General features: G+C 39.1%; 18 protein-coding genes. 11 read left to right on the forward strand and 7 right to left on the reverse strand.

Going from position 1 to position 19061, the window contains the following annotated elements; all coding sequences use genetic code 11:
- Positions 1 to 61: 61 nt before the first annotated feature.
- Positions 62 to 1432 carry a YjiH family protein gene (locus H5120_RS18690; RefSeq protein ID WP_138489349.1) on the forward strand — a complete coding sequence of 457 codons (1371 nt, stop codon included), beginning with the start codon at positions 62 to 64 and terminating at the stop codon, positions 1430 to 1432.
- 52 nt (positions 1433 to 1484) lie between these two features.
- Here the strand turns inward: H5120_RS18690 and H5120_RS18695 are convergent, their stop codons facing one another.
- Both H5120_RS18695 and H5120_RS18700 read right to left on the reverse strand, forming a co-directional pair.
- Entirely contained in the window at positions 1485 to 1631 is a 147-nt protein-coding gene (locus H5120_RS18695) for a DUF2897 family protein (RefSeq protein ID WP_182675744.1), read from the reverse strand.
- 89 nt (positions 1632 to 1720) lie between these two features.
- Positions 1721 to 2257 (reverse strand): acyloxyacyl hydrolase, encoded by a 537-nt coding sequence (locus tag H5120_RS18700; protein WP_182672816.1) that lies wholly within the window; start codon positions 2255 to 2257, stop codon positions 1721 to 1723.
- A gap of 244 nt (positions 2258 to 2501) precedes the next feature.
- Here H5120_RS18700 and H5120_RS18705 point away from each other — a divergent pair, with 244 nt between their 5' ends.
- Both H5120_RS18705 and H5120_RS18710 read left to right on the forward strand, forming a co-directional pair.
- The gene (locus tag H5120_RS18705; protein ID WP_024595677.1) at positions 2502 to 3095 is read left to right on the forward strand and encodes a phospholipid-binding protein MlaC; all 594 of its coding nucleotides are present in this window, start codon (positions 2502 to 2504) and stop codon (positions 3093 to 3095) included.
- Between the two features lie 357 nt (positions 3096 to 3452).
- Positions 3453 to 4790 carry an ankyrin repeat domain-containing protein gene (locus H5120_RS18710; protein ID WP_182672817.1) on the forward strand — a complete coding sequence of 446 codons (1338 nt, stop codon included), beginning with the start codon at positions 3453 to 3455 and terminating at the stop codon, positions 4788 to 4790.
- An 80-nt stretch (positions 4791 to 4870) separates the two neighbouring features.
- Here H5120_RS18710 and H5120_RS18715 read toward each other — a convergent pair whose 3' ends face one another.
- From H5120_RS18715 to H5120_RS18735, 5 genes are read right to left on the reverse strand one after another with little or no spacing between them, the layout of a single operon-like run.
- Complete coding sequence (locus H5120_RS18715) at positions 4871 to 5314, reverse strand: DUF2069 domain-containing protein (RefSeq protein ID WP_024595679.1); 444 nt, start codon at positions 5312 to 5314, stop codon at positions 4871 to 4873.
- Positions 5311 to 5865 carry an NAD(P)H:quinone oxidoreductase gene (wrbA, locus tag H5120_RS18720; RefSeq protein ID WP_024595680.1) on the reverse strand — a complete coding sequence of 185 codons (555 nt, stop codon included), beginning with the start codon at positions 5863 to 5865 and terminating at the stop codon, positions 5311 to 5313. Before wrbA ends, H5120_RS18715 begins: the two co-directional genes overlap by 4 nt.
- A complete protein-coding gene (gene arsC / locus H5120_RS18725; RefSeq protein ID WP_182675745.1) occupies positions 5865 to 6212 on the reverse strand; it encodes an arsenate reductase (glutaredoxin) in 348 nt (115 codons plus the stop codon). The genes wrbA and arsC overlap by 1 nt, the downstream gene beginning before the upstream one ends.
- A 53-nt stretch (positions 6213 to 6265) precedes the next feature.
- Positions 6266 to 7723, reverse strand: coding sequence for a M48 family metalloprotease (locus H5120_RS18730; RefSeq protein ID WP_182675746.1), 1458 nt, complete (start codon positions 7721 to 7723; stop codon positions 6266 to 6268).
- 1 nt (position 7724) lies between these two features.
- Entirely contained in the window at positions 7725 to 8390 is a 666-nt protein-coding gene (locus H5120_RS18735; RefSeq protein WP_182675747.1) for a hypothetical protein, read from the reverse strand.
- 145 nt (positions 8391 to 8535) lie between these two features.
- On the opposite strand from H5120_RS18735, the gene H5120_RS20260 reads away from it, so the two are divergent.
- The 8 genes from H5120_RS20260 (at position 8536) to H5120_RS18770 (ending at position 18916) form a co-directional block, all read left to right on the forward strand.
- Positions 8536 to 8754: a hypothetical protein gene (locus H5120_RS20260; protein ID WP_039487329.1), complete on the forward strand. Its 219-nt coding sequence runs from the start codon at positions 8536 to 8538 to the stop codon at positions 8752 to 8754.
- Positions 8747 to 9823: an AI-2E family transporter gene (locus H5120_RS18740; protein WP_024606584.1), complete on the forward strand. Its 1077-nt coding sequence runs from the start codon at positions 8747 to 8749 to the stop codon at positions 9821 to 9823. Before H5120_RS20260 ends, H5120_RS18740 begins: the two co-directional genes overlap by 8 nt.
- A gap of 135 nt (positions 9824 to 9958) precedes the next feature.
- On the forward strand, positions 9959 to 12214 hold the full coding sequence (locus tag H5120_RS18745; protein WP_182675748.1) for an aminotransferase class V-fold PLP-dependent enzyme: 2256 nt from the start codon (positions 9959 to 9961) through the stop codon (positions 12212 to 12214).
- A 400-nt stretch (positions 12215 to 12614) separates the two neighbouring features.
- Positions 12615 to 14261, forward strand: a complete 1647-nt coding sequence (gene pgi / locus H5120_RS18750) for a glucose-6-phosphate isomerase (RefSeq protein WP_182675749.1) — start codon at positions 12615 to 12617, stop codon at positions 14259 to 14261.
- A 269-nt stretch (positions 14262 to 14530) separates the two neighbouring features.
- The gene (gene zwf / locus H5120_RS18755; RefSeq protein WP_024597624.1) at positions 14531 to 16003 is read left to right on the forward strand and encodes a glucose-6-phosphate dehydrogenase; all 1473 of its coding nucleotides are present in this window, start codon (positions 14531 to 14533) and stop codon (positions 16001 to 16003) included.
- A 2-nt stretch (positions 16004 to 16005) separates the two neighbouring features.
- Complete coding sequence (gene pgl, locus H5120_RS18760) at positions 16006 to 16716, forward strand: 6-phosphogluconolactonase (RefSeq protein WP_182675750.1); 711 nt, start codon at positions 16006 to 16008, stop codon at positions 16714 to 16716.
- Positions 16717 to 17052: 336 nt separating this feature from the next.
- Positions 17053 to 17757, forward strand: a complete 705-nt coding sequence (locus H5120_RS18765) for a SapC family protein (protein ID WP_024597622.1) — start codon at positions 17053 to 17055, stop codon at positions 17755 to 17757.
- Positions 17758 to 17884: 127 nt separating this feature from the next.
- Positions 17885 to 18916: an isoaspartyl peptidase/L-asparaginase family protein gene (locus H5120_RS18770; protein ID WP_182675751.1), complete on the forward strand. Its 1032-nt coding sequence runs from the start codon at positions 17885 to 17887 to the stop codon at positions 18914 to 18916.
- Positions 18917 to 19061: the final 145 nt, after the last annotated feature.

Below are 19061 nucleotides of genomic sequence, written 5' to 3' on the forward strand. Positions count from 1 at the left end.
AATAAGTTTTACCACAAAAAGAGCGCTATGCTCTTTTTGTGGTTTTTATAGGTTAAACAATATGTCTCAGCTACCTGAACGTTCACACTATACGTGGCGCACTTGGTTTACTTTTTTGGTTCCTTCGTTAATTGGTGTGTTTTTATTTATGACACCCATTAGTACTTCGCAAGGGATGACCATTCCTATTGCCGTTATGGCAAAAGCGGTTCAAGCAATGATGCTTGGCTCTGCTCAAGCAATTATTACCCTCATTATTTGTATTACAGGGGTTATTTCTGTAATTACTAAAGTGTTTAAACCCGCCGCTATATGTAACTCACCTTTGTTAAAGCATTTATTTGATGTGAGCTGGACATGGCTGGTGGTGCGCTTATTTGGTATGGCGTTTGGTTTAATGACGTACTTAAGCCTAGGCAGCGAGATGATTACCTCGGCTAATACTGGCGCGCTGGTATTAAATGACTTATTGCCTGTGTTGTTTTCGGTATTTATTTTAGCGGGCTTATTACTGCCGCTATTAATTAACTTTGGTCTATTAGAGCTTGCTGGTACGTTAATGACCAAAGTAATGCGCCCTGTATTTGGTGTACCAGGTAGAAGCGCGGTTGACTGTACTGCATCGTGGTTGGGTGATGGCAGTGTGGGTATTTTGATGACTGCAAGGCAGTACGATCAAAAGCACTATACACAACGCGAAGCGGCTATTATTGGTACTACGTTTTCAGCGGTTTCAATTACATTTAGTTTAGTGGTGCTTGGGCAAGTTAAACTTGAATACCTATTTGCACCGTTTTACGCAACGGTATGTTTAGCCGGTATTGTTGCCGCTATTATTGTGCCGCGATTACCGCCACTGCGCTTTAAAAAAGACTTACTCATTGATGGCACTGAGCCAGATAGAGACGCTGAAACAATTCCGGGTCATAAAACTTTATTTGGCCATTCGTTAGATGTTGCACTAGCTAAAGCAGATAATTCAACGGGTGTTAAAGGCACTATAAAAGAGGGCGTACATAATGCGCTTGATATGGTGTTTGGTGTGTTACCTGTAGTAATGGCGGTAGGCACATTTGCACTGATCATTGCTGAGCATACGCCTATATTTCAGTATTTAGGTATGCCGTTTGTGCCATTTTTAGAGCTATTGCAAGTACCCGAAGCAGCCGCTGCGTCGCAAACTATTATGGTAGGCTTTGCTGATATGTTTATTCCATCAATATTAGCTGCAGGGACTATCGAAAGTGATGTAACGCGCTTTATTATTGCCGCAATGAGTGTAACTCAGCTTATTTATATGTCTGAGGTAGGTGCACTTTTACTTGGCAGTAAAATACCGGTAAATATTTTAGAGCTATTTATTATATTTATTTTGCGAACGCTAATTACTTTACCTGTTATTGCGCTAATGGCGCATTGGCTAGTAGGCTAAATTAGCAAAAATATATTTAGCGAATTGGTATTATTGAAAAAGCCCTGATTGATCAGGGCTTTTTTGTGCCTGTTGTATTTTTTATATTGGCGTTGGGCTTTATAAACTCCTGTTTTGCAGAGAGTCTAATCAGCGCAATATTACCAATGATAATGGCAAAAACAACAGCCACAATAATTACAATATGCCAAGTTTGCATCGCAGTATCACTTAATATTTAGTACGTTTAAGTGTGACCGCTTTGCGCTATAACAGCAATTAATTTACTCAAAAATACAACCAATAACCTTAAAAACGTCTCGCTACCGAAAGCGTTAAAAAGTTAAGCCCAGGGTTTGGCTCTTTAAAGCCTGCGTTTGAATAGTGAATAACGCGAAGGGCAACATTGGTGTGGCCAAAATCGGCTACAAGGCCTATGCGGTCTTCAAACTGGTAGTGAGTACTTATGTTTTTACCGGCAAACTGCGTTTCATCAATCAGTGATACACCAATGCCTGCTTCTACATAAAATGGGGTGTTGTTAAAACTAAAAGCAGGAAATTGCAGTACAGGTGACATAGCAAGTACTAGGTTTGATTGTGTTTCATCGCCGTGGCGGTATTCCCACATATTTACGCTGGTTTCAAAGTAAAAGCGTGCATCACCAATAAGGTTTTGCATACCAGGCGCATGATACTGATACGCAAGCTTAACGCCGTTTACGTTACCTTCGCCTTTGAGAAAGTCAACGGCATAACCGTGGTCCGATTGAGCAAAAGCAAGCTTGCCAAAAAGTGAAACTACTAATACAAAAGAGATAATAAGTGTTTTAAGTGACGTTTTCATAGGTGCCAAATGTTTGTTTGATTTAAGTTGATAACTAAATGATAAGGGCGGCCTGTTAACAATTACAATGAGGACAAAATGCCGGTTGTATATGAGCTGTTAATGGAGTTTCTAACTGCTTGAATTTATTTTATTTATTTGATTGGTGCTAATTGGGCATTAATAAGTTGCTTATTTGTGCCTTTTTTATTGCGTATAGTTCGCGTAAATTACAGCCATCTTAATCACACAGACATATACAATTATGAAACTCTTTAAACTATTCGTTTTAGCCACTGCTTTTTTTAGCAGTTCGTTATTTGCACAAGCTCAGCAATCACCAGATCAGTTACTTGAATCGGTAGCCGACAAGCTTTTTGCAGATATTGGCCAAGTAAACTCAAAAGGTACAGCCAGCAAAGACGCGATGGCTGCCATTGTTGAAAAACGTTTAATGCCACATATTGACGTTAAGTTTGTGTCGTTTAAGTTATTAGGTAAACACATTAAAGGTATTGAGCGCGAGCAAGCTGTTCAATTTATAGATGCAGTAGAGCATTACTTAACAGGCACATACGCCGGTGCACTAATGAAGTATACGGGTCAAAAAGTAGTATTTGAGCGTAATAACGCAAAAAGTGACTCTGAGTACGCAACAGTTAATACGCAAATTATTGAGCCAAATGCGCCTACTATCGACTTAAGCTTTAAGCTTCGTTTAGGTAAAAACAATGAGTGGAAAGTATACGATATTGTTGCTGAAGGCATTTCACTATTAAGTGCTAAACAAAAAGAGATTATTCAACGCATTTCTGATGTGGGTTTAGAGCAAGTTATTAGTGAGTTAAAAAGTAAATAGACTATTTGTCTGGCTCTGATTAAGCCCAACTCCAACCTCAAAAACGGCCAATTACTTATGTACTTGGCCGTTTTTATATTTTTGCTAAGGACAATAACAATCCACAGTAATACTTAATCATTTAGAACAACTAAATAACGAAATTTTTGCCTTGCTATCACACGGTTTTCTACCTCAAAATAAATCACTTAATTAAGCGAATTGTTATAATCCTAAAGGATTGTTGTTATTGCGTAATTTTGCGCTAGCAGCAAAACAAAGGTGTGCTAGAATATCGGCACTTTGATTAAGCGTGGTGTCAGCTTAAAACTGATATAACTTACCACCCCCAAGCCACACTGGAGTTGTGTTGTTTTAATGGAAAATGTACTGATTTGGCCAAAGGAATACCCATTACTTATTAAAGGACTGGTAGAACAAAACGGTGCCTTTATTTTAGATGCTTTGGAAGCTTGGCCTGCTTGTCGTTCTACAAATGAAGACGATGGTGTATGCACCACCGTGCTGCCACCTATTTATTATTTGGCATGGCTAACCCCGCTGGAGCCATTTGAAGAATGTTACTTTCAACATATCTCTGAATATGACGAAGACGCACAAGCGTATATTAGTGCGGTTAAAAGCCATTACTACGATAATGAATACACCCCTGAAAGCTTAGTGCTTATGCTGTGCCAGCGCCTTGAAAAATACGCAAGCGTGGCTGCACAAAATACCATAGATACGCCACTGTCTTTAGTTGATTTATTTTTTAGTAAACGCTACTTCACCTTAATTGAGCATGCGTTAAATAATAAAAGTAAACTCTCGGCAAAGGACACATTAGCGCTTTGGAAGGAAGTTGATTTTAGAGAGCGCCTAAGTGCGTTTATTCCAGAGTCTATTGCTGATTTAGATACTCTTTGTGAACTTGCCAGCGAAAAAGTGGCAGCGGGTAAAGACTATTTTACGCTGCTGACGCAGGTTTCTCCTGATGTTGACTCTGTTGTTCTCTTAGAAAAAGCTTTGCTTACTCATTTACGTAAAAAAACAGCTAAGCAAACAATGGCAATGCGTTTTATTGAGCAAGGCGCTACTGGTGTACTTGCTGATGAAAACAATAAAACAGCCTTTATGTGGGCGGCCGAAAAAGGCTTTGTAAATGTGGTTGAAACACTACTTGCAAAGCAAGACAAAAAAGCGACAGATAACTTAGGTAATACTGCGCTTCATTATGCTGTGTTTGCTAAAAATGAGTCGTTAATGGTGCTGCTTATTAAAGCCGGATACGATTTTAGAGCACGTAATAAAGAAGGTTTAAGCTGTTACCGTTTAGCGGTGAGTATTAAAGCTAATAACTTAGTTAAATGTTTAGAGCGTGACTTTGGTATTAAAGAACTTTCGCCAGAAGGGCAGTTCGATCGCATTAAAAAAGTGCATGTGCTACATGCTATTGTGACTATATTGCTGCCTTTACAGTTGTTCTTCTTTTTTGATGAAACCCTCTCAATTAAAAGTGAGCTGACGCTGGGTTTAACTATGACTGCAGTGATTTGTTTTTTCTTTGCGACTACATTAAAGCGCTGTGCGCTATATCCACATATTAAACACCCTTGGGGTTTATTTGTGCTTAGAGGCTTTTCGTTTATTAGCTTAATTGCTCAAATAGGGTTGGCGAGTATTGTGGTGCTAGCTGCCTTGAGCGATTTAGTTTAGCTAGTTTTAAACAGTTAATAAAAAACGCGCTTAAAGTAATTTAAGCGCGTTTTTTTGTATATAGCGTTTATGGTTAAGCCTTATTTACCGTGCTCATTTGCTGCTTTTTCTTCAGCTAATTCTTCTTTAAGCTTACGGATTTTTAAACCTTGTTCTTGTCCGCGATGTCTTGCGTAGTAAGTACAACCAATAAACATAGATGATGCAAATACCAGCTCTAACAACACCCAAATTAATTCATCTGGCGCTGCCCACAGCATGGTAAGACCGTGGATAAAATAAAGCATTACAATAAAGTTAGCCCACGCATAGGTGTATGTGTTGTCTTGAATTATGCCTCTTAGCGGCAGCAGTAAAGGAATGATAGGAAAAAACAATGACACCCAACTAGTATTACCGTCTAGAGGGGGTACAAAATACATCCACAAAGGAATCAGAATAAGTAAACCAACATAGCCAAATAGTGCTGCACGTTGAAATTTTACCGTAATCGGCTTTTTAGCTGGACTGTCAGCTGTAGTCATTTAAGTTTTCTCGCAATGTGAGTAAGGCGTTTACCAACGCTTTGGCATATTTTAATTTCGTCTTTGCTTAGCTGTGCACTGTTAGCGCTGCCAGCGACGTGTGTTGCACCGTATGGTGTTCCACCGGTTTGTGTTGCAAGTAGTTCGGGTACATCGTACGGCACGCCCATAAGCACCATGCCGTGGTGTAATAGTGGCAAAGATAAGTTAAGTAAGGTTGCTTCATTTCCACCATGCATACTACTTGATGATGAAAATACACACGCTGGCTTATCGATTAATTGGCCTTTTAGCCACAAGTCGCTGGTGGTTTCCCAAAAGCTTTTTGCTTGAGAGGCCATCATGCCAAATCGGGTTGGTGTACCAAATGCTAAACCATCGCAATTTATTAAATCATCTTTGGTGATCACAATATCGTGCGCATTTTTAGCCACAAAGGTGCGAAGTAGTGCACTAGCACCTTGTTGCTCTATCGACTCTGCTATCTCGTGAGCCATCGCTTCAACTGAGCCATGGCTTGAGTGATAAAGCACCACTATGGTTGCACTCATTATAAAACGCTTAGTACGTTTTCTGGTGGACGACCAATCGCTGCTTTATTGTTATTAACTACGATAGGGCGTTCAATCAATTTTGGGTATTTAACCATAGCGTTAATAAGTGCGTCCTCATTTGTTTCATCTTTCAAATTAAGCGCTTTGTAGTCATCTTCTTTTGTGCGCATCATTTCACGTACGGATGAAAAACCAAGTTGGATTACAAGCGTTGAAATTTGCTCGTGAGTAAGAGGGGTTTTTAAATACTCTACAACACTTGGCTCTATCGCTTTACTTTGCAGTAGCGATAGCGTTTCGCGTGATTTAGAACAACGTGGGTTGTGGTAAATAGTAACAGACATAAAATGATTCCAAAGTGTGAATTGCGTCTATTTTAGGGTAAGCGCTTGCAGACTTAAAGTCTTGCAAGCTCTTTTTGTAAAAGTCGATACTGGGTAAGTAGTGCTTTTAAACGTTGTTGCTTTACAAGTTCAGTTGGCTCTACGAAGTTAAGTGCTTTTTGTACTTCGTCTGCGGCTTTTAAATAAGCACCGTATTGAGCCAATACATCGGCGTTCGCTTCGTGATATGAGGCTAATTTATCTTGTTTTTTATACGCATCAGCAAGAAGTTGCTTGCCTAGGTTATGAGCTGGCTTTTCGAGTAAAAAACTCTTCAAAATATTTTCGGCTAGTTCATATTGCTCAGCTTCAAGTGCTGCGTTGGCATAGTTAAGCGTAATCACCTGATTATTAGGGCGATACTGATTTAAATCAGCTAAAAATTTTACGGCTTCATCTGCCTTTTTTTGCGCGATGAGTAAATCGGTATGGGTATCTATATAAAATAGGTTTTTAGGATCGTTTTTTAAAAGCTCATCTAGTATTGGGGCTGCTTCATCAAGCTTTTTTTGATCAAGTAAGCTAATAGCTAAACCGTACTTTAAAGCGGTGTTATCGTAGCTATTTTCGCGAAGTCGTTTTCTAAATAGGTCTTCGGCGTTTTCTGGTTTGTTGTCGTAGCGTGCAAGCACGCGGCTTTTAGCTAAATTAAACTCAAGACTGGCATTCATATGACGCACAGGAAATTGCTCTGCACGCAAACGTACATCAGATACTCGGCTCTCTGGTAATGGGTGAGTAAGTAAAAACGCAGGTGGTTTATATTTATAACGAATTTGCGCGGCAAGTTTAGTTAAAAATTCGCTCGATGCACGTGCATCAAAGCCTGCATTGTTAAGCGTTTGCATGCCTATGCGGTCAGCTTCTTGCTCGGCTGAGCGACTATGCGTTAACTGACTAAAAGCAGATTGTGTTTGGCTGGCAGATATAATCGCAATACCCGCATCTGGTGCAACAACGGTTGCTAATATTCCGGCTATCATACCGGCAATAGTCAGCGCGCTGTTATCTTGTTGTTGCTGTATTCTTCGCGCTAAGTGGCGCTGTGTTACGTGAGCTATTTCGTGGCCAAGCACTGAGGCAAACTGGCTCTCGTTATCGGCTTGAGCTATTAACCCTGTGTGCACACCAACGTGTCCGCCATAAAAGGCGAAGGCATTTATTTCTGAGTTGTTTATCCAAAAAAACGAAAACGGAAAGCGCACGTCATTAGCATTAGCAACGAGTTTACGGCCAATAGTTGTGAGGTATTCATCAAGCACTGGGTCATTTATTACTGGTGATGAGCCTCGTATTTGCATCATCATTACTTCGCCAATGGCTTGTTCTTTTTCGAGTGGCAGTGCTTGTAATGCAGATGTTCCTAAATCAGGAAGCGTAAAGTTGGTTTGCGCTTTTAAAGGTTCGCTTATTAATAAGCTAAACGTAAGCGCAGCACTACATAAAGTGATAAATGCTGATTTTAGCTGCATTTTATTCCTTGTTAATTTGTTCGCCAATTGCAATTTTGGCTATGTCTATTTCGTCACTGCTTGCACGACTGTCTTTTTCGCACAATTGGTATAGTTCTTTTATTGTGACTCCATCAAGCTTTACAACGTTCAATTCTCGCTGCAAAAAAGTAATAATTTTATGTACTACTTTGTGTGCATGTAAAATAATGGCTTTATCTGCTTTGTCGCCTCGTTCAAAATAAAAGCCAATAAACTTATGTAACTGACTTATTCTGATCAAGTTTTTCATTGAATGTGGGTCCCACACTCTAAACTCCATAAAGCGATTATTTTTTATGTATTGATCAACAATAACATCTTTAGCATAAGGCTGTGCCCATAGCTCAAAGCCTCTGTCGGTAAATACTTGGTGCAGCGCAATACGTGGCTTATATTTGGTATGTATTTCACCTAAGTTATCTTCATAGCCTTCTAATAAATCTAAGTTCCAATTGCGTTTATCTAAAAGTTGTTTAACTGCATTGTCGAACCCATGATCTAAAATTCCTTCTGATTCGCTTATTGATGAGGCAACAAGGTGATAAAAAGGAGGTAGTTCGCCCCAATTAATCTGCTTTTTAAACCAATTAATCTCTTTGAGTGTTGGATTACTTGGTAGTTGCGCTTTATTATGCGTGCCAGGCATTAACTTATCCTTACTGCTAGTTATGTTATAAGGATAAACTATTGCAGGAATTGTTTTAACAAAAAGTTACAACGGTTTGAGTATATAAATACGTAGACCGTAAATATGCGACTTATTATTCATTTACTATACGGATAAAGTAGTTATGGTAGAGCGCGATTTAAAAGAGTTTAAGTGTCCTCAGCAATTTGTGCAGTTTAAGCTTGCGCTTCGAAGTGCACAGTCATCAAAACAATGCATCACTTTTAGTCTTAATAGAGGTGAAAGTGCGAACGACATTGAACGTTTTTTGCAAAAAAATGCTTATAGTTACAATTTTGATAAACAACGTGGGTTGTTATTAGTGGAGCCATTACATGTTTGAATACGTAAAAACATGGTACGAAAGGAAGTTCTCGGATCCTCATTCGTCTACCTTATTATTTTTATTATTGGTATCAGTTGCCTTACTTTACTTTTTTGGCGCGTTAATTGTTCCTGTGCTTGTTGCACTGGTTATCGCTTATTTACTAGATTGGCCGGTTGTTCATTTAGAGCGTGTTGGCTTAAAACGTTTTACTGCAACAATTATTGTAATGTTGATATTTATTAGCATTATGCTCACTCTTATTTTAGTTATTGGCCCAGTGCTTTGGAAGCAAACCAGTAACTTAGTGCAAGAAACACCGCATATGCTAGAGCAGGGGAAGTCTTATTTAATGGCTTTACCTGAACAATACCCAAGTTTAATTAATATAGAACAAGTACAAGCTATTGTTGCAACCGTAGAAGCTAAAATTATTGAGTTTGGCCAAGCGGTATTATCGTTTTCACTTACGTCTTTAAAAGATGTTGTTGCTTGGCTTATATATTTGGTACTTGTGCCGTTACTGGTGTTTTTTATGCTTAAAGATAAGCTGGAGCTGACAGGGAGTATAGCTAAACTGATCCCGCAGCAACGACGCTTGATTTTACAAGTGTGGAACGAAATGAACCAACAAATTATGAATTACATTCGCGGTAAAGTATTCGAAATTTTAATTGTTGGTGGTGTGTCTTTCATTGCATTTACTGTTTTAGATTTGCGCTATGCAGCTTTACTTGGTGTGCTTGTTGGCTTTTCGGTATTAATTCCATTTATTGGCGCGGCACTCGTCACTATTCCGGTAGCGGCAGTTGCACTGTTTCAGTTTGGATTAGAAACGCAGTTTTGGACCATTTTAATTATTTATGGAATTATTCAGGCGCTTGATGGCAATGTACTTGTACCGCTGTTGTTTTCTGAGGCAGTTGATTTAAATCCGGTATTTATAATTGTCGCGGTATTATTTTTTGGTGGCTTATGGGGATTTTGGGGTGTATTTTTTGCCATCCCGTTGGCCTCATTAGTAAAAGCGCTAATAACAGCTTGGTCGTCAACGCACGAAGAGATCAGCAAAGAGCTCAGTGAATAGTTAAGCAAACAGACTTTTAGTATAAAAAAGCATAGTAAACGCACCTCTAGTGCTAATTGATTATTACTCATTACGTGTAAATTTATGTACTATTGGTAATAAGATATATTTTTTAGTAATAAGGTGCGTTTTTTAATGTCTGAGTTTTTATTGCACGATGAGCCAGTAAAACAAGTTTACCTTGATGCAAATGCAACGACCCCTGTGTTGCCTTGTATTGCTGATGTTGTTTCTCATACCATGCAAATATGTTTTGGTAATCCTTCAAGCCCGCACATCACAGGTATTCAAGCCAAGCATTTATTAGAACAAACACGTCAAAAGGCACGCACGGTTATTGGTGCAACTAATGGCGATATCCTATTTACCTCTGGTGCAACGGAGGGTATTCAAACTGCGGTGGTTTCTACATTAATTAATGCTAAAAAGCAGTCTATTAAAAACCCTGTATTATTATATGGCGCTACTGAGCATAAAGCGGTGCCAAATACACTCAAGCACTGGAATAGCGTACTTGACGTTAATGCTGAGGTGCTTGCTATTCCGGTTGATAGTAACGGTATTTTAGATTTAGATTTTATCGCAGAGCATATTAATAACGCTTTGATGATTTGCACCATGGCCGTTAATAACGAAACCGGTGTATATCAAGATTTACCCGCTATAGAGCAGGTAATTCGTAGCCGTAACAAAAATGTATCGTGGATGGTGGATTGCGTGCAGGCACTCGGTAAACAAGCGCTCGCACTGAGTAATACAACTATTGATTACGCTCCTTTTTCGGGGCATAAGCTTTACGCACCTAAAGGTATTGGCTTTTTATATATTCGTAGTGGCAGTGCGTACACACCTTTTATAGCGGGTGGCGGTCAAGAAAGTGGAATGCGTTCAGGCACCGAAAATCTACCCGGTATTGCAGGGTTAAATAAACTATTTAGTATGTTGCTTGATAAATCAGACGATACATTTAAACCAATTAGCATACTTAACTCTTATCGAAGCCAGTTACAAAGCGCGATAAAAGACACCTTTGGCGATATTACATTTAATCATGATTTTGCTTATAGCGTGCCTACCACACTTAACTTTGCGGTAAACGATTTAACGAGCAAAGAAGTGATTGATTTATTTGATGCTGCGGGCATTCGCGTAAGTGGTGGCTCGGCTTGTAGTACAGGCGCATCAACAAGTTTTGTTTTAGATGCAATGGGTGCAAGTAAGTGGCAAAGCGAAAATGCGATTAGGCTATCGTTTGGACCTGCTGCAACACAACACGATATTGATGATGCTTGTGTGCGTATTCGCGCTCTTAAAGCAATACTTCAGGCTAACTGTTTAATTGTATCTGATAGCACTACACCACAACAAGAAGTGTGCGCACTTGGCCTTACTCAGTTTAGGCACCAAGGAGCATGTAGTTGGCTTTATGTAAGCGATGATAAGCGTGCAGTTATAATAGACCCGATTGTTGAGCTTATTCCGCGCTTTGAAAAAATAGCCAATACACAAAACTTAACTATATCAGCGGTGCTTAATACTCATCTGCATCAAGAGCGAGAGTCAGCGACTAATTTATTAACCAGCGTTCTTGCATCAAGAGTTGTAAAAGGTGAGGTTGATGCTTTAGGTTGGCCACTAAATGCAGAAAGTATTAGCTTAGCAAATGACGTACTTGAAAAAATAGCGACACCTGGGCACAGCAAAGATAGCGTAAGTTATTTATTAAAAAATATTAATGGCGAAACGCGTTATTGTTTTTGTGGTGATTTAATTTTGCCTGCAGGACTTGGCAATACATCGCTTATAGGTGGGGATGCAAAAGCAATGGCACGCTCTATTTTAGCAATAAGCGAGCAACTTAATAGCACCAGCATTATTTGCTCAGGGCACGACTATCAACAATGTTTTGCCATGAACTGGGCTGTACAACAAAACCAAACGCCATTACTCAATGCGTTAGTAAGCGGCAGTATTTCAGTTGATGAATTTACAATACAAAAGCAGCAGTACGACGCTTCAAAGCAAGTAAATAACACGCAATTGTGTGGTTATGTAAATGCATTGCCTGAGATTGATACACAGCAATTAAATTTTGATGACGCTAAAGCAATGTTAAACACCATCGATGCATATTTAATAGATACTCGGGAGCCGTATGAACATGGAGCAAATAATGTTGCTCAGTTATTTAATACACTAGATGAAAAAACATTAAATATACCGCTTAGCAGAATGGCAAATGCGGTGTTTGAAGGGCAGTTAAGTAAAAATAACAAATATATTTTATTATGCCGCAGTGGTAACCGCTCAAAAATTGCTGCGAGCAATTTAATGCAGCTAGGGTACAAAACTGTTTATAACCTAAGTGGTGGGCTAGCGCTTAGTAATTAAGCAAAGATTGTAATTTATACAAAATCGGCTTTAGAGCCGATTTTTTGTTTTTAAGGTTTATTTGTTTGCAAGGCAAACAATTACAGTAATTAGTGAATAACTATGAAAAGTAATTAGCAGCGCTTATAAAAATTCATTAATATTTCATTTTGATTGATTAAGCTATGCCGTTGCCTTTAAAATTACAGGTAAATTAATTTATAAAATTTTTATGATACCGGTGTCAAAAGCTAAAAATTGCGTTATCATCTGCACATAAAATTATAAAAATAGCACTTTTTTTGCATTTTTAGTTATACTATTTGCGCTTTAATTTAGTGTGAATAAGTAGTATTAAGAGTTTTGCTTTTATAAAAAACATTTTTAAATCAATTGATTGAAAAAAATAGAGGATATTTCCATGTCTAACCGAGCGCAACTAGCAAGTTGGCAAGCACTAGAACAAAGTGCAGCTAAGATGAAACAAACACATCTAAAAACGTTATTTGCACAAGATGACACGCGCTTTTCTCAGTTTTCTACTCAAGTACCAGGCGTATTATTCGACTATTCTAAGCAACTTATTGATAACGATGTTTTTGCTAACTTAATGTCGCTTGCTAAAGAATGCGATATTGCATCGTGGCGCGATAAAATGTTTAGCGGTGAAAAAATAAATATCACTGAGGATCGCTCAGTTTTGCATACGGCACTTCGTAATCGTGCTCACACTCCATTAATTGTTGATGGCGAAAACGTGACACAAGCCGTAGACAACGAGTTAGCTAAAATTAAAGTGTTTGTAGAAAAAGTTCGTAGCGGTAAATGGTTAGGCTATACCGGCAAAGCGGTAAAAGATGTTGTAAGTATTGGTGTTGGTGGCTCTAACCTTGGTCCACAAATGGCAACTGAGGCATTAAAAGCACTTGCTGATGATACGTTAAATGTTCACTACGTATCTAATGCTGACGGTGTACAAATTTCGTCTATATTAAAAGCCATTGACCCTGAAACAACATTATTTGTTATTTCTTCAAAAACATTTACTACGTCAGAAACCATGACAAACGCAAAAACGGCGGTTGACTGGTTTTTACAAACAACAAAAGATGAAAGTACAATTGCAAAGCATTTTGTTGCAGTAAGTACAAATTTAGAAAAAACGGCAGCCTTTGGTATTAGCGACGAAAACGTATTCACTATGTGGGATTGGGTTGGTGGTCGCTTTTCACTTTGGAGTGCGATAGGCTTACCAATTGCTTTATATTTAGGCTACGACGCCTTTGAAGCAATTTTAGAAGGTGCGTTTGAAATAGACGAGCACTTTAAATCTGCGCCGTTTGAGCAAAATATACCATTAATTATGGCATTGCTTAGTGTATGGAATACGAGCTTTTTAGGTTATACAGCGCAAGCTATATTACCGTACGATCAAGCACTGCATATGTTGCCTGCGTATTTACAGCAAGGCGAAATGGAAAGTAACGGTAAACACGTTAACTTTGCAGGCGAAACGGTACCTTATACTACAGTTCCAATTATTTGGGGCATGACGGGTATTAATGGTCAGCATGCCTTTTATCAGTGTTTACACCAAGGTAATGTAATTGTACCTGCAGATTTTATTGCATCAGTTAAGCCACAAGTGAATGTTGATAAGCATCACGATATTTTATTATCGAACTTCTTTGCACAAACAGAAGCGATGATGAGTGGTGTAGATGCAGCGCAAGTTACAGCTGATTTAACCGCTAAGGGTAAATCGCAAGCAGAGATTGATGAGTTATTAAATCATAAAATTCATCAAGGCAATCGTCCTACAACGTCTATGCTATTAGATACAGTAGATGCTAAAACAGTGGGCCGTTTAATTGCACTGTATGAGCATAAGATATTTTGCCAAGGCATTATTTTAGAAATATGCTCGTTTGACCAATGGGGTGTAGAGCTGGGTAAAGGTTTAGCATCTAAAATTGAGAGTGAACTCACTGATGATAGCGTGAAACACGCTCATGATAGTTCTACAAACGGCTTAATGGCGTACTATAAACAAAACCGTACGCAGTAAAAAATTCGCTTACGCAAGTAAGTAAACCGAGTACCTTTGAACGGGTAGCGCTGGAGTGCTTAGGGTCTGTATTTTTGTGAGAGGAGATACAGGGCCCCTAAGGCTCATTTAATAAGCGCAATGATAAACAATAATAATAAATCATCGATACAGAACAATTCAGCAGGCTTTTATTTAAATACAGCTATAAAAGCCATCTAATCTAGCAATAAATAGGCATACCCGCGCATTTACAAAATGTACTGGGTATCATAACGTAGAGAGTAACTATGCTTAATCCTTTTGATATTATAATTTTTGGGGGCGGTGGTGATCTTGCGTTACGCAAATTGCTACCCGCAATGTACAGAGCATATCAAGAAGGTAACTTACCTGAAGGCTCACGTATCCTACCAACAGTGCGCGAAGAATCGAAACGTGCTGAATACATAGAAACAGCGCATAAAGCATTACAAGAATTTTTAAGCAAAGGTGAGTTTAACGCTAAAGATTGGAAAGCGTTTTCTACTTTTTTAGTGCCAGTGGTAAGTAATGTTACAGAAGCAGACGACAACTGGGATGTGCTAAAAGGCATTTTAGATGAGCACGAAAGCACTAAGTCTCGCGTGTTTTACTTATCGCTTCCGCCTGCTGTTTACGGCACATGTTGTGAAATATTATCGACTAAAGGTTTAATTACACCTACATCACGCGTTGTTGTTGAAAAGCCAATTGGTTATTGCGGTGATTCTGCTGAAGCAATTAATGGAAAAATTGCAGAGTTTTTTAATGAAGAACAAATTTTCCGTATTGACCATTACTTAGGTAAAGAAACAGTACAAAACTTAATGGCGCTGCGTTTTTCAAACTCATTGTTTGAAAATATGTGGGATGCTAAATCTATTGATAATATTCAAATTAGCTTGTCAGAAACGGTTGGTCTCGAAAGCCGCGCTGGTTTTTATGATAAAGCCGGTGCACTTCGTGACATGGTTCAAAACCACTTATTACAACTACTTTGCTTAGTTGCAATGGAGTCGCCTAATAAGCTTAACGCTAACAGCATTCGTAACGAAAAACTAAAAGTATTAGAAGCACTTCGCCCGCTTGTAGATGGTGATGTTGATGAAAATATTGTTCGTGGTCAATACGTACCAGGTGACTTAAACGGTAAAATTGTACCGGGTTACTTAGAAGAGCTAAATGAAGGTTCTAGTAAAACAGAAACGTTTGTAGCTATTCGCGCGCATATTGATAACTGGCGCTGGGCAGGTGTTCCATTTTACCTTCGTACGGGTAAACGTATGGCTAAGCGCTGTGCAGAAATTGTGGTTGAATACAAAAAAGTATCTCACAATATCTACGAAGATAACGTGGGTAATATCGAGCCAAATCGTCTTGTTATTCGTTTGCAGCCAGAGGAAACAATTCAACTAACGCTTATGTCTAAGCGCCTTGATAATCTTCAAATGCAACTTGAGCCAGTAACAATGAATATTGAGCTTTCACAAGCTTACAGCAATGGTTTCCACTCAGATGCGTACAAGCGTTTAATGCTTGATGCCGCTGCTGATAACCCGTCGTTATTTATTCACCGTGATGAAGTTCGTCAAGCGTGGAAGTGGATTGATCCAATCATCGACCGTTGGCAAGACAAAGGCAAGCCAGCGCTTTACCGTGCTGGTAGCTGGGGACCTGATGATGCTGATGAATTATTGGCAGAAAACAATCATGTATGGTTTAACACAGGCGATAAGGTATAAGCATGGCAACACTAGTTGAAAAGTTTTTTGATGATAAAGACGCGTTAACAGCTGAGCTTTCTGCAACGCTTGAGCAATCATTACGTGATGGCATTAAAAACGATGGCCGTGCTGTATTAATGGTGTCGGGCGGCTCGTCTCCTGCGCCCGCTTATAAGCATTTATCAACGCTTGATTTAGATTGGCAACATATTGATGTTGCTATGGTTGATGAGCGTTGGGTAGACCCAAGCCATGAAAAAAGTAATGAAGCATTTATTAAAAGTACTTTATTACAAAATCATGGTAGTGCTGCCAACTTTATTACTATGAAGAACGCTGCAGTAACGGCTCAACAGGGCGTACAAGAGTGTGAAGCGGCTTATAGCGAGCTAAAAAGCCCATATGATGTAACTATTTTAGGTATGGGCCCAGATGGCCATACAGCGTCGTTATTCCCAAATGCAGACGGTTTAGAGCATGGTTTAACAACTGAGCAAACAGTATGTGCAATTAATGCGATACAAAGTGAAGTAACCGGTAGTATTACCGAGCGAATGACGCTTACGTTAAATGCCATTGCGCAATCTAAAGTGGTTAAGCTTTTAATTAGCGGTGAAGAAAAACTCGCTGTTTATAAGCAAGCAAAAGCGGGCGGCGATGTGAATGACATGCCACTACGCGCTGTGCTTAACCATCCAAGTATCAATATTGAAGTATATTGGGCACCTTAATTTAGATGCCAATTTAACTTTTAAAGGCCGCTTATATAAGCGGCCTTTTTTATTTGCTTAAATTTAAGCCTAAACACTGCAAAAAAATAGCTTTGAACTGTTAACCAATGTTAATGAATAACTTTGTTTTGTATTAAAATCAACCACGAAGTGTGTTGTTTTTGAACAAAATTTATGAGTTTGAGCTGTATGTTTTTTAGCAACGTTCAGATTTAGTTAAATTTTATTTTTTCATGGTTGTTGTCATAAAAGTTTCCCTTCCTTTTTTAGCTCAAAAGCATTAGCCTAAAGGCATTAACAATGAAACATATAAATTAAAATAAACGGAGCAGTAACATGGCGGAGCAACAAGTACAGCCTTTACACAACGAAAAACATGCCAACACTAAAATTCAAAACGGCATCAATGTAGAATTCATGAAAACTCAACACTTAGTGCCAGTAGTTGCACATGAGTTTGCACGTGTAGCAAACGAGTTTCCAATGTCATTCGTTAAAAATAACGAAACAGGCACTTTTCAAGCAGTTGCTATGTTTGGTTTAGAGCCAGGCGAAAACCTTTTTGTAGAAGATGGTAAATGGACTGCAGCATTTGCACCTATGGCATCTACTCGTTACCCACTGGGTTTAGTTAAACACCCAGATCAAGATCAATACGGTATCGTAATTGACGAAGCAAGTGCGCTTGTTGGTGAAGACGAAGGTAACGCATTATTTGAAAACGGCGAAGAAACAGATTACCTAAAACGTCGTAAAGAAGCGCTAGTATCATTTATTGAGTTTTCTCAAGTAACTGAAGCGTTCACTAAATTCCTTGCTGATAAAGAGCTACTAATTGCGCAAACGCTAACAGTAGACATTAAAGGCGAGAAAAAAGACATCAACGGTATTTACCTTATCGATGAGAAAAAACTAAACGAGTTAAGCGATGCTGATTTCTTAGAGCTTCGTAAACGTGGTTACTTAGCACCAATTTACTCGTTCTTAACGTCTACTCACCAAGTAGCACGTTTAGCGCGTTTAAAAGCTAAACAAGCTTAATTACAAACACGTAAAGTTTTAAAAAGCGCCTTAAGGCGCTTTTTTTATGCCATTAAACTCACTTTAGTTGAAATTAAGTCCGTAACCATTCACATTAGTTTATAACTTCCCCATAAAAGAACTCATTATGAAAACACCATTATTAGCGATTTTTGCGAGCAGCTTTGTTGCTTTAAGTAATAGCGCAGTAGCTGCAGAGACTCCTTTTGCCATTGCGATTCATGGTGGGGCAGGGACAATTGAAAAAGCACGATTTACACCCGCTCAAGAAAAAGAGTATCGGGCAAAATTAACAGAGGCAGTAGAGACCGGTTATGAAGTATTACACCAAGGCGGCGAAAGCTTAGATGCGGTGATTGCAGCAATTGCAGTATTAGAGCAATCCCCTTATTTTAATGCAGGGCGTGGAGCGGTATACACCTACGATGGCGGGCATGAGCTTGATGCATCCATAATGGATGGTCGAAACCGTGAAGCAGGCGCAGTTGCGGGTGTAAAGCATATTGAGAGCCCAATTAACTTAGCGCGTTTGGTAATGGATAACTCTGTACATGTAATGCTTAGTGGGCAAGGCGCTGAAGAGTTTGCTAAAGAGCAAGGTGTTGAGCTTGTCGAAAATAACTTATTTGATACCGAGCCTCGCTACAAAGCGCTTTTAAAAGCAAAACAAAAATTAGATAAAGCCAAAGCAACCAGTAAAGAGTACCAAGCCGCGCACAAAGCATTACCTAACTCTTACAAAATGGGCACGGTTGGCGCAGTGGCGCTTGATAAAAATGGTAATTTAGCTGCAGGTACATCAACAGGTGGTATGACCGCAAAACGTTATGGTCGTGTGGGGGATGCGCCGGTAATTGGGGCCGGAACATTTGCTGAAAATGAATCGTGCGCGGTATCGGCAACAGGGCATGGTGAATATTTTATTCGCTATAACGTAGCAAGCGATATATGTGCGCGAGTTAAGTATCAAGGTAAAACCATTGCTGAGGCAGGGGATGAAGTTATACACGGCGTGCTTAAGCCTATTGGTGGCACTGGCGGCGTAATTATTATTGATACAAAGGGTAATATTAGCTTACCGTTTAATACCTCTGGCATGTATCGGGCAAGTAAATCGAATACGCAAGCGACCTACGTGGGCATTTTTAGTGACGAATAAGCCAACGTCATTTAATTTATTCAATGTAGTTAGCCCTGAAAATAATTGTTTAAAATAAATTTATTATTCACAGTTTAGTTCAATAGCAGCGTTTATATAACAAACAACACCGCGTTATGCATTTTGTAGGATTAACCCCAGCCGT

The organism is Pseudoalteromonas sp. SR43-2 (assembly GCF_014163885.1).
Lineage (GTDB): Bacteria > Pseudomonadota > Gammaproteobacteria > Enterobacterales > Alteromonadaceae > Pseudoalteromonas > Pseudoalteromonas distincta.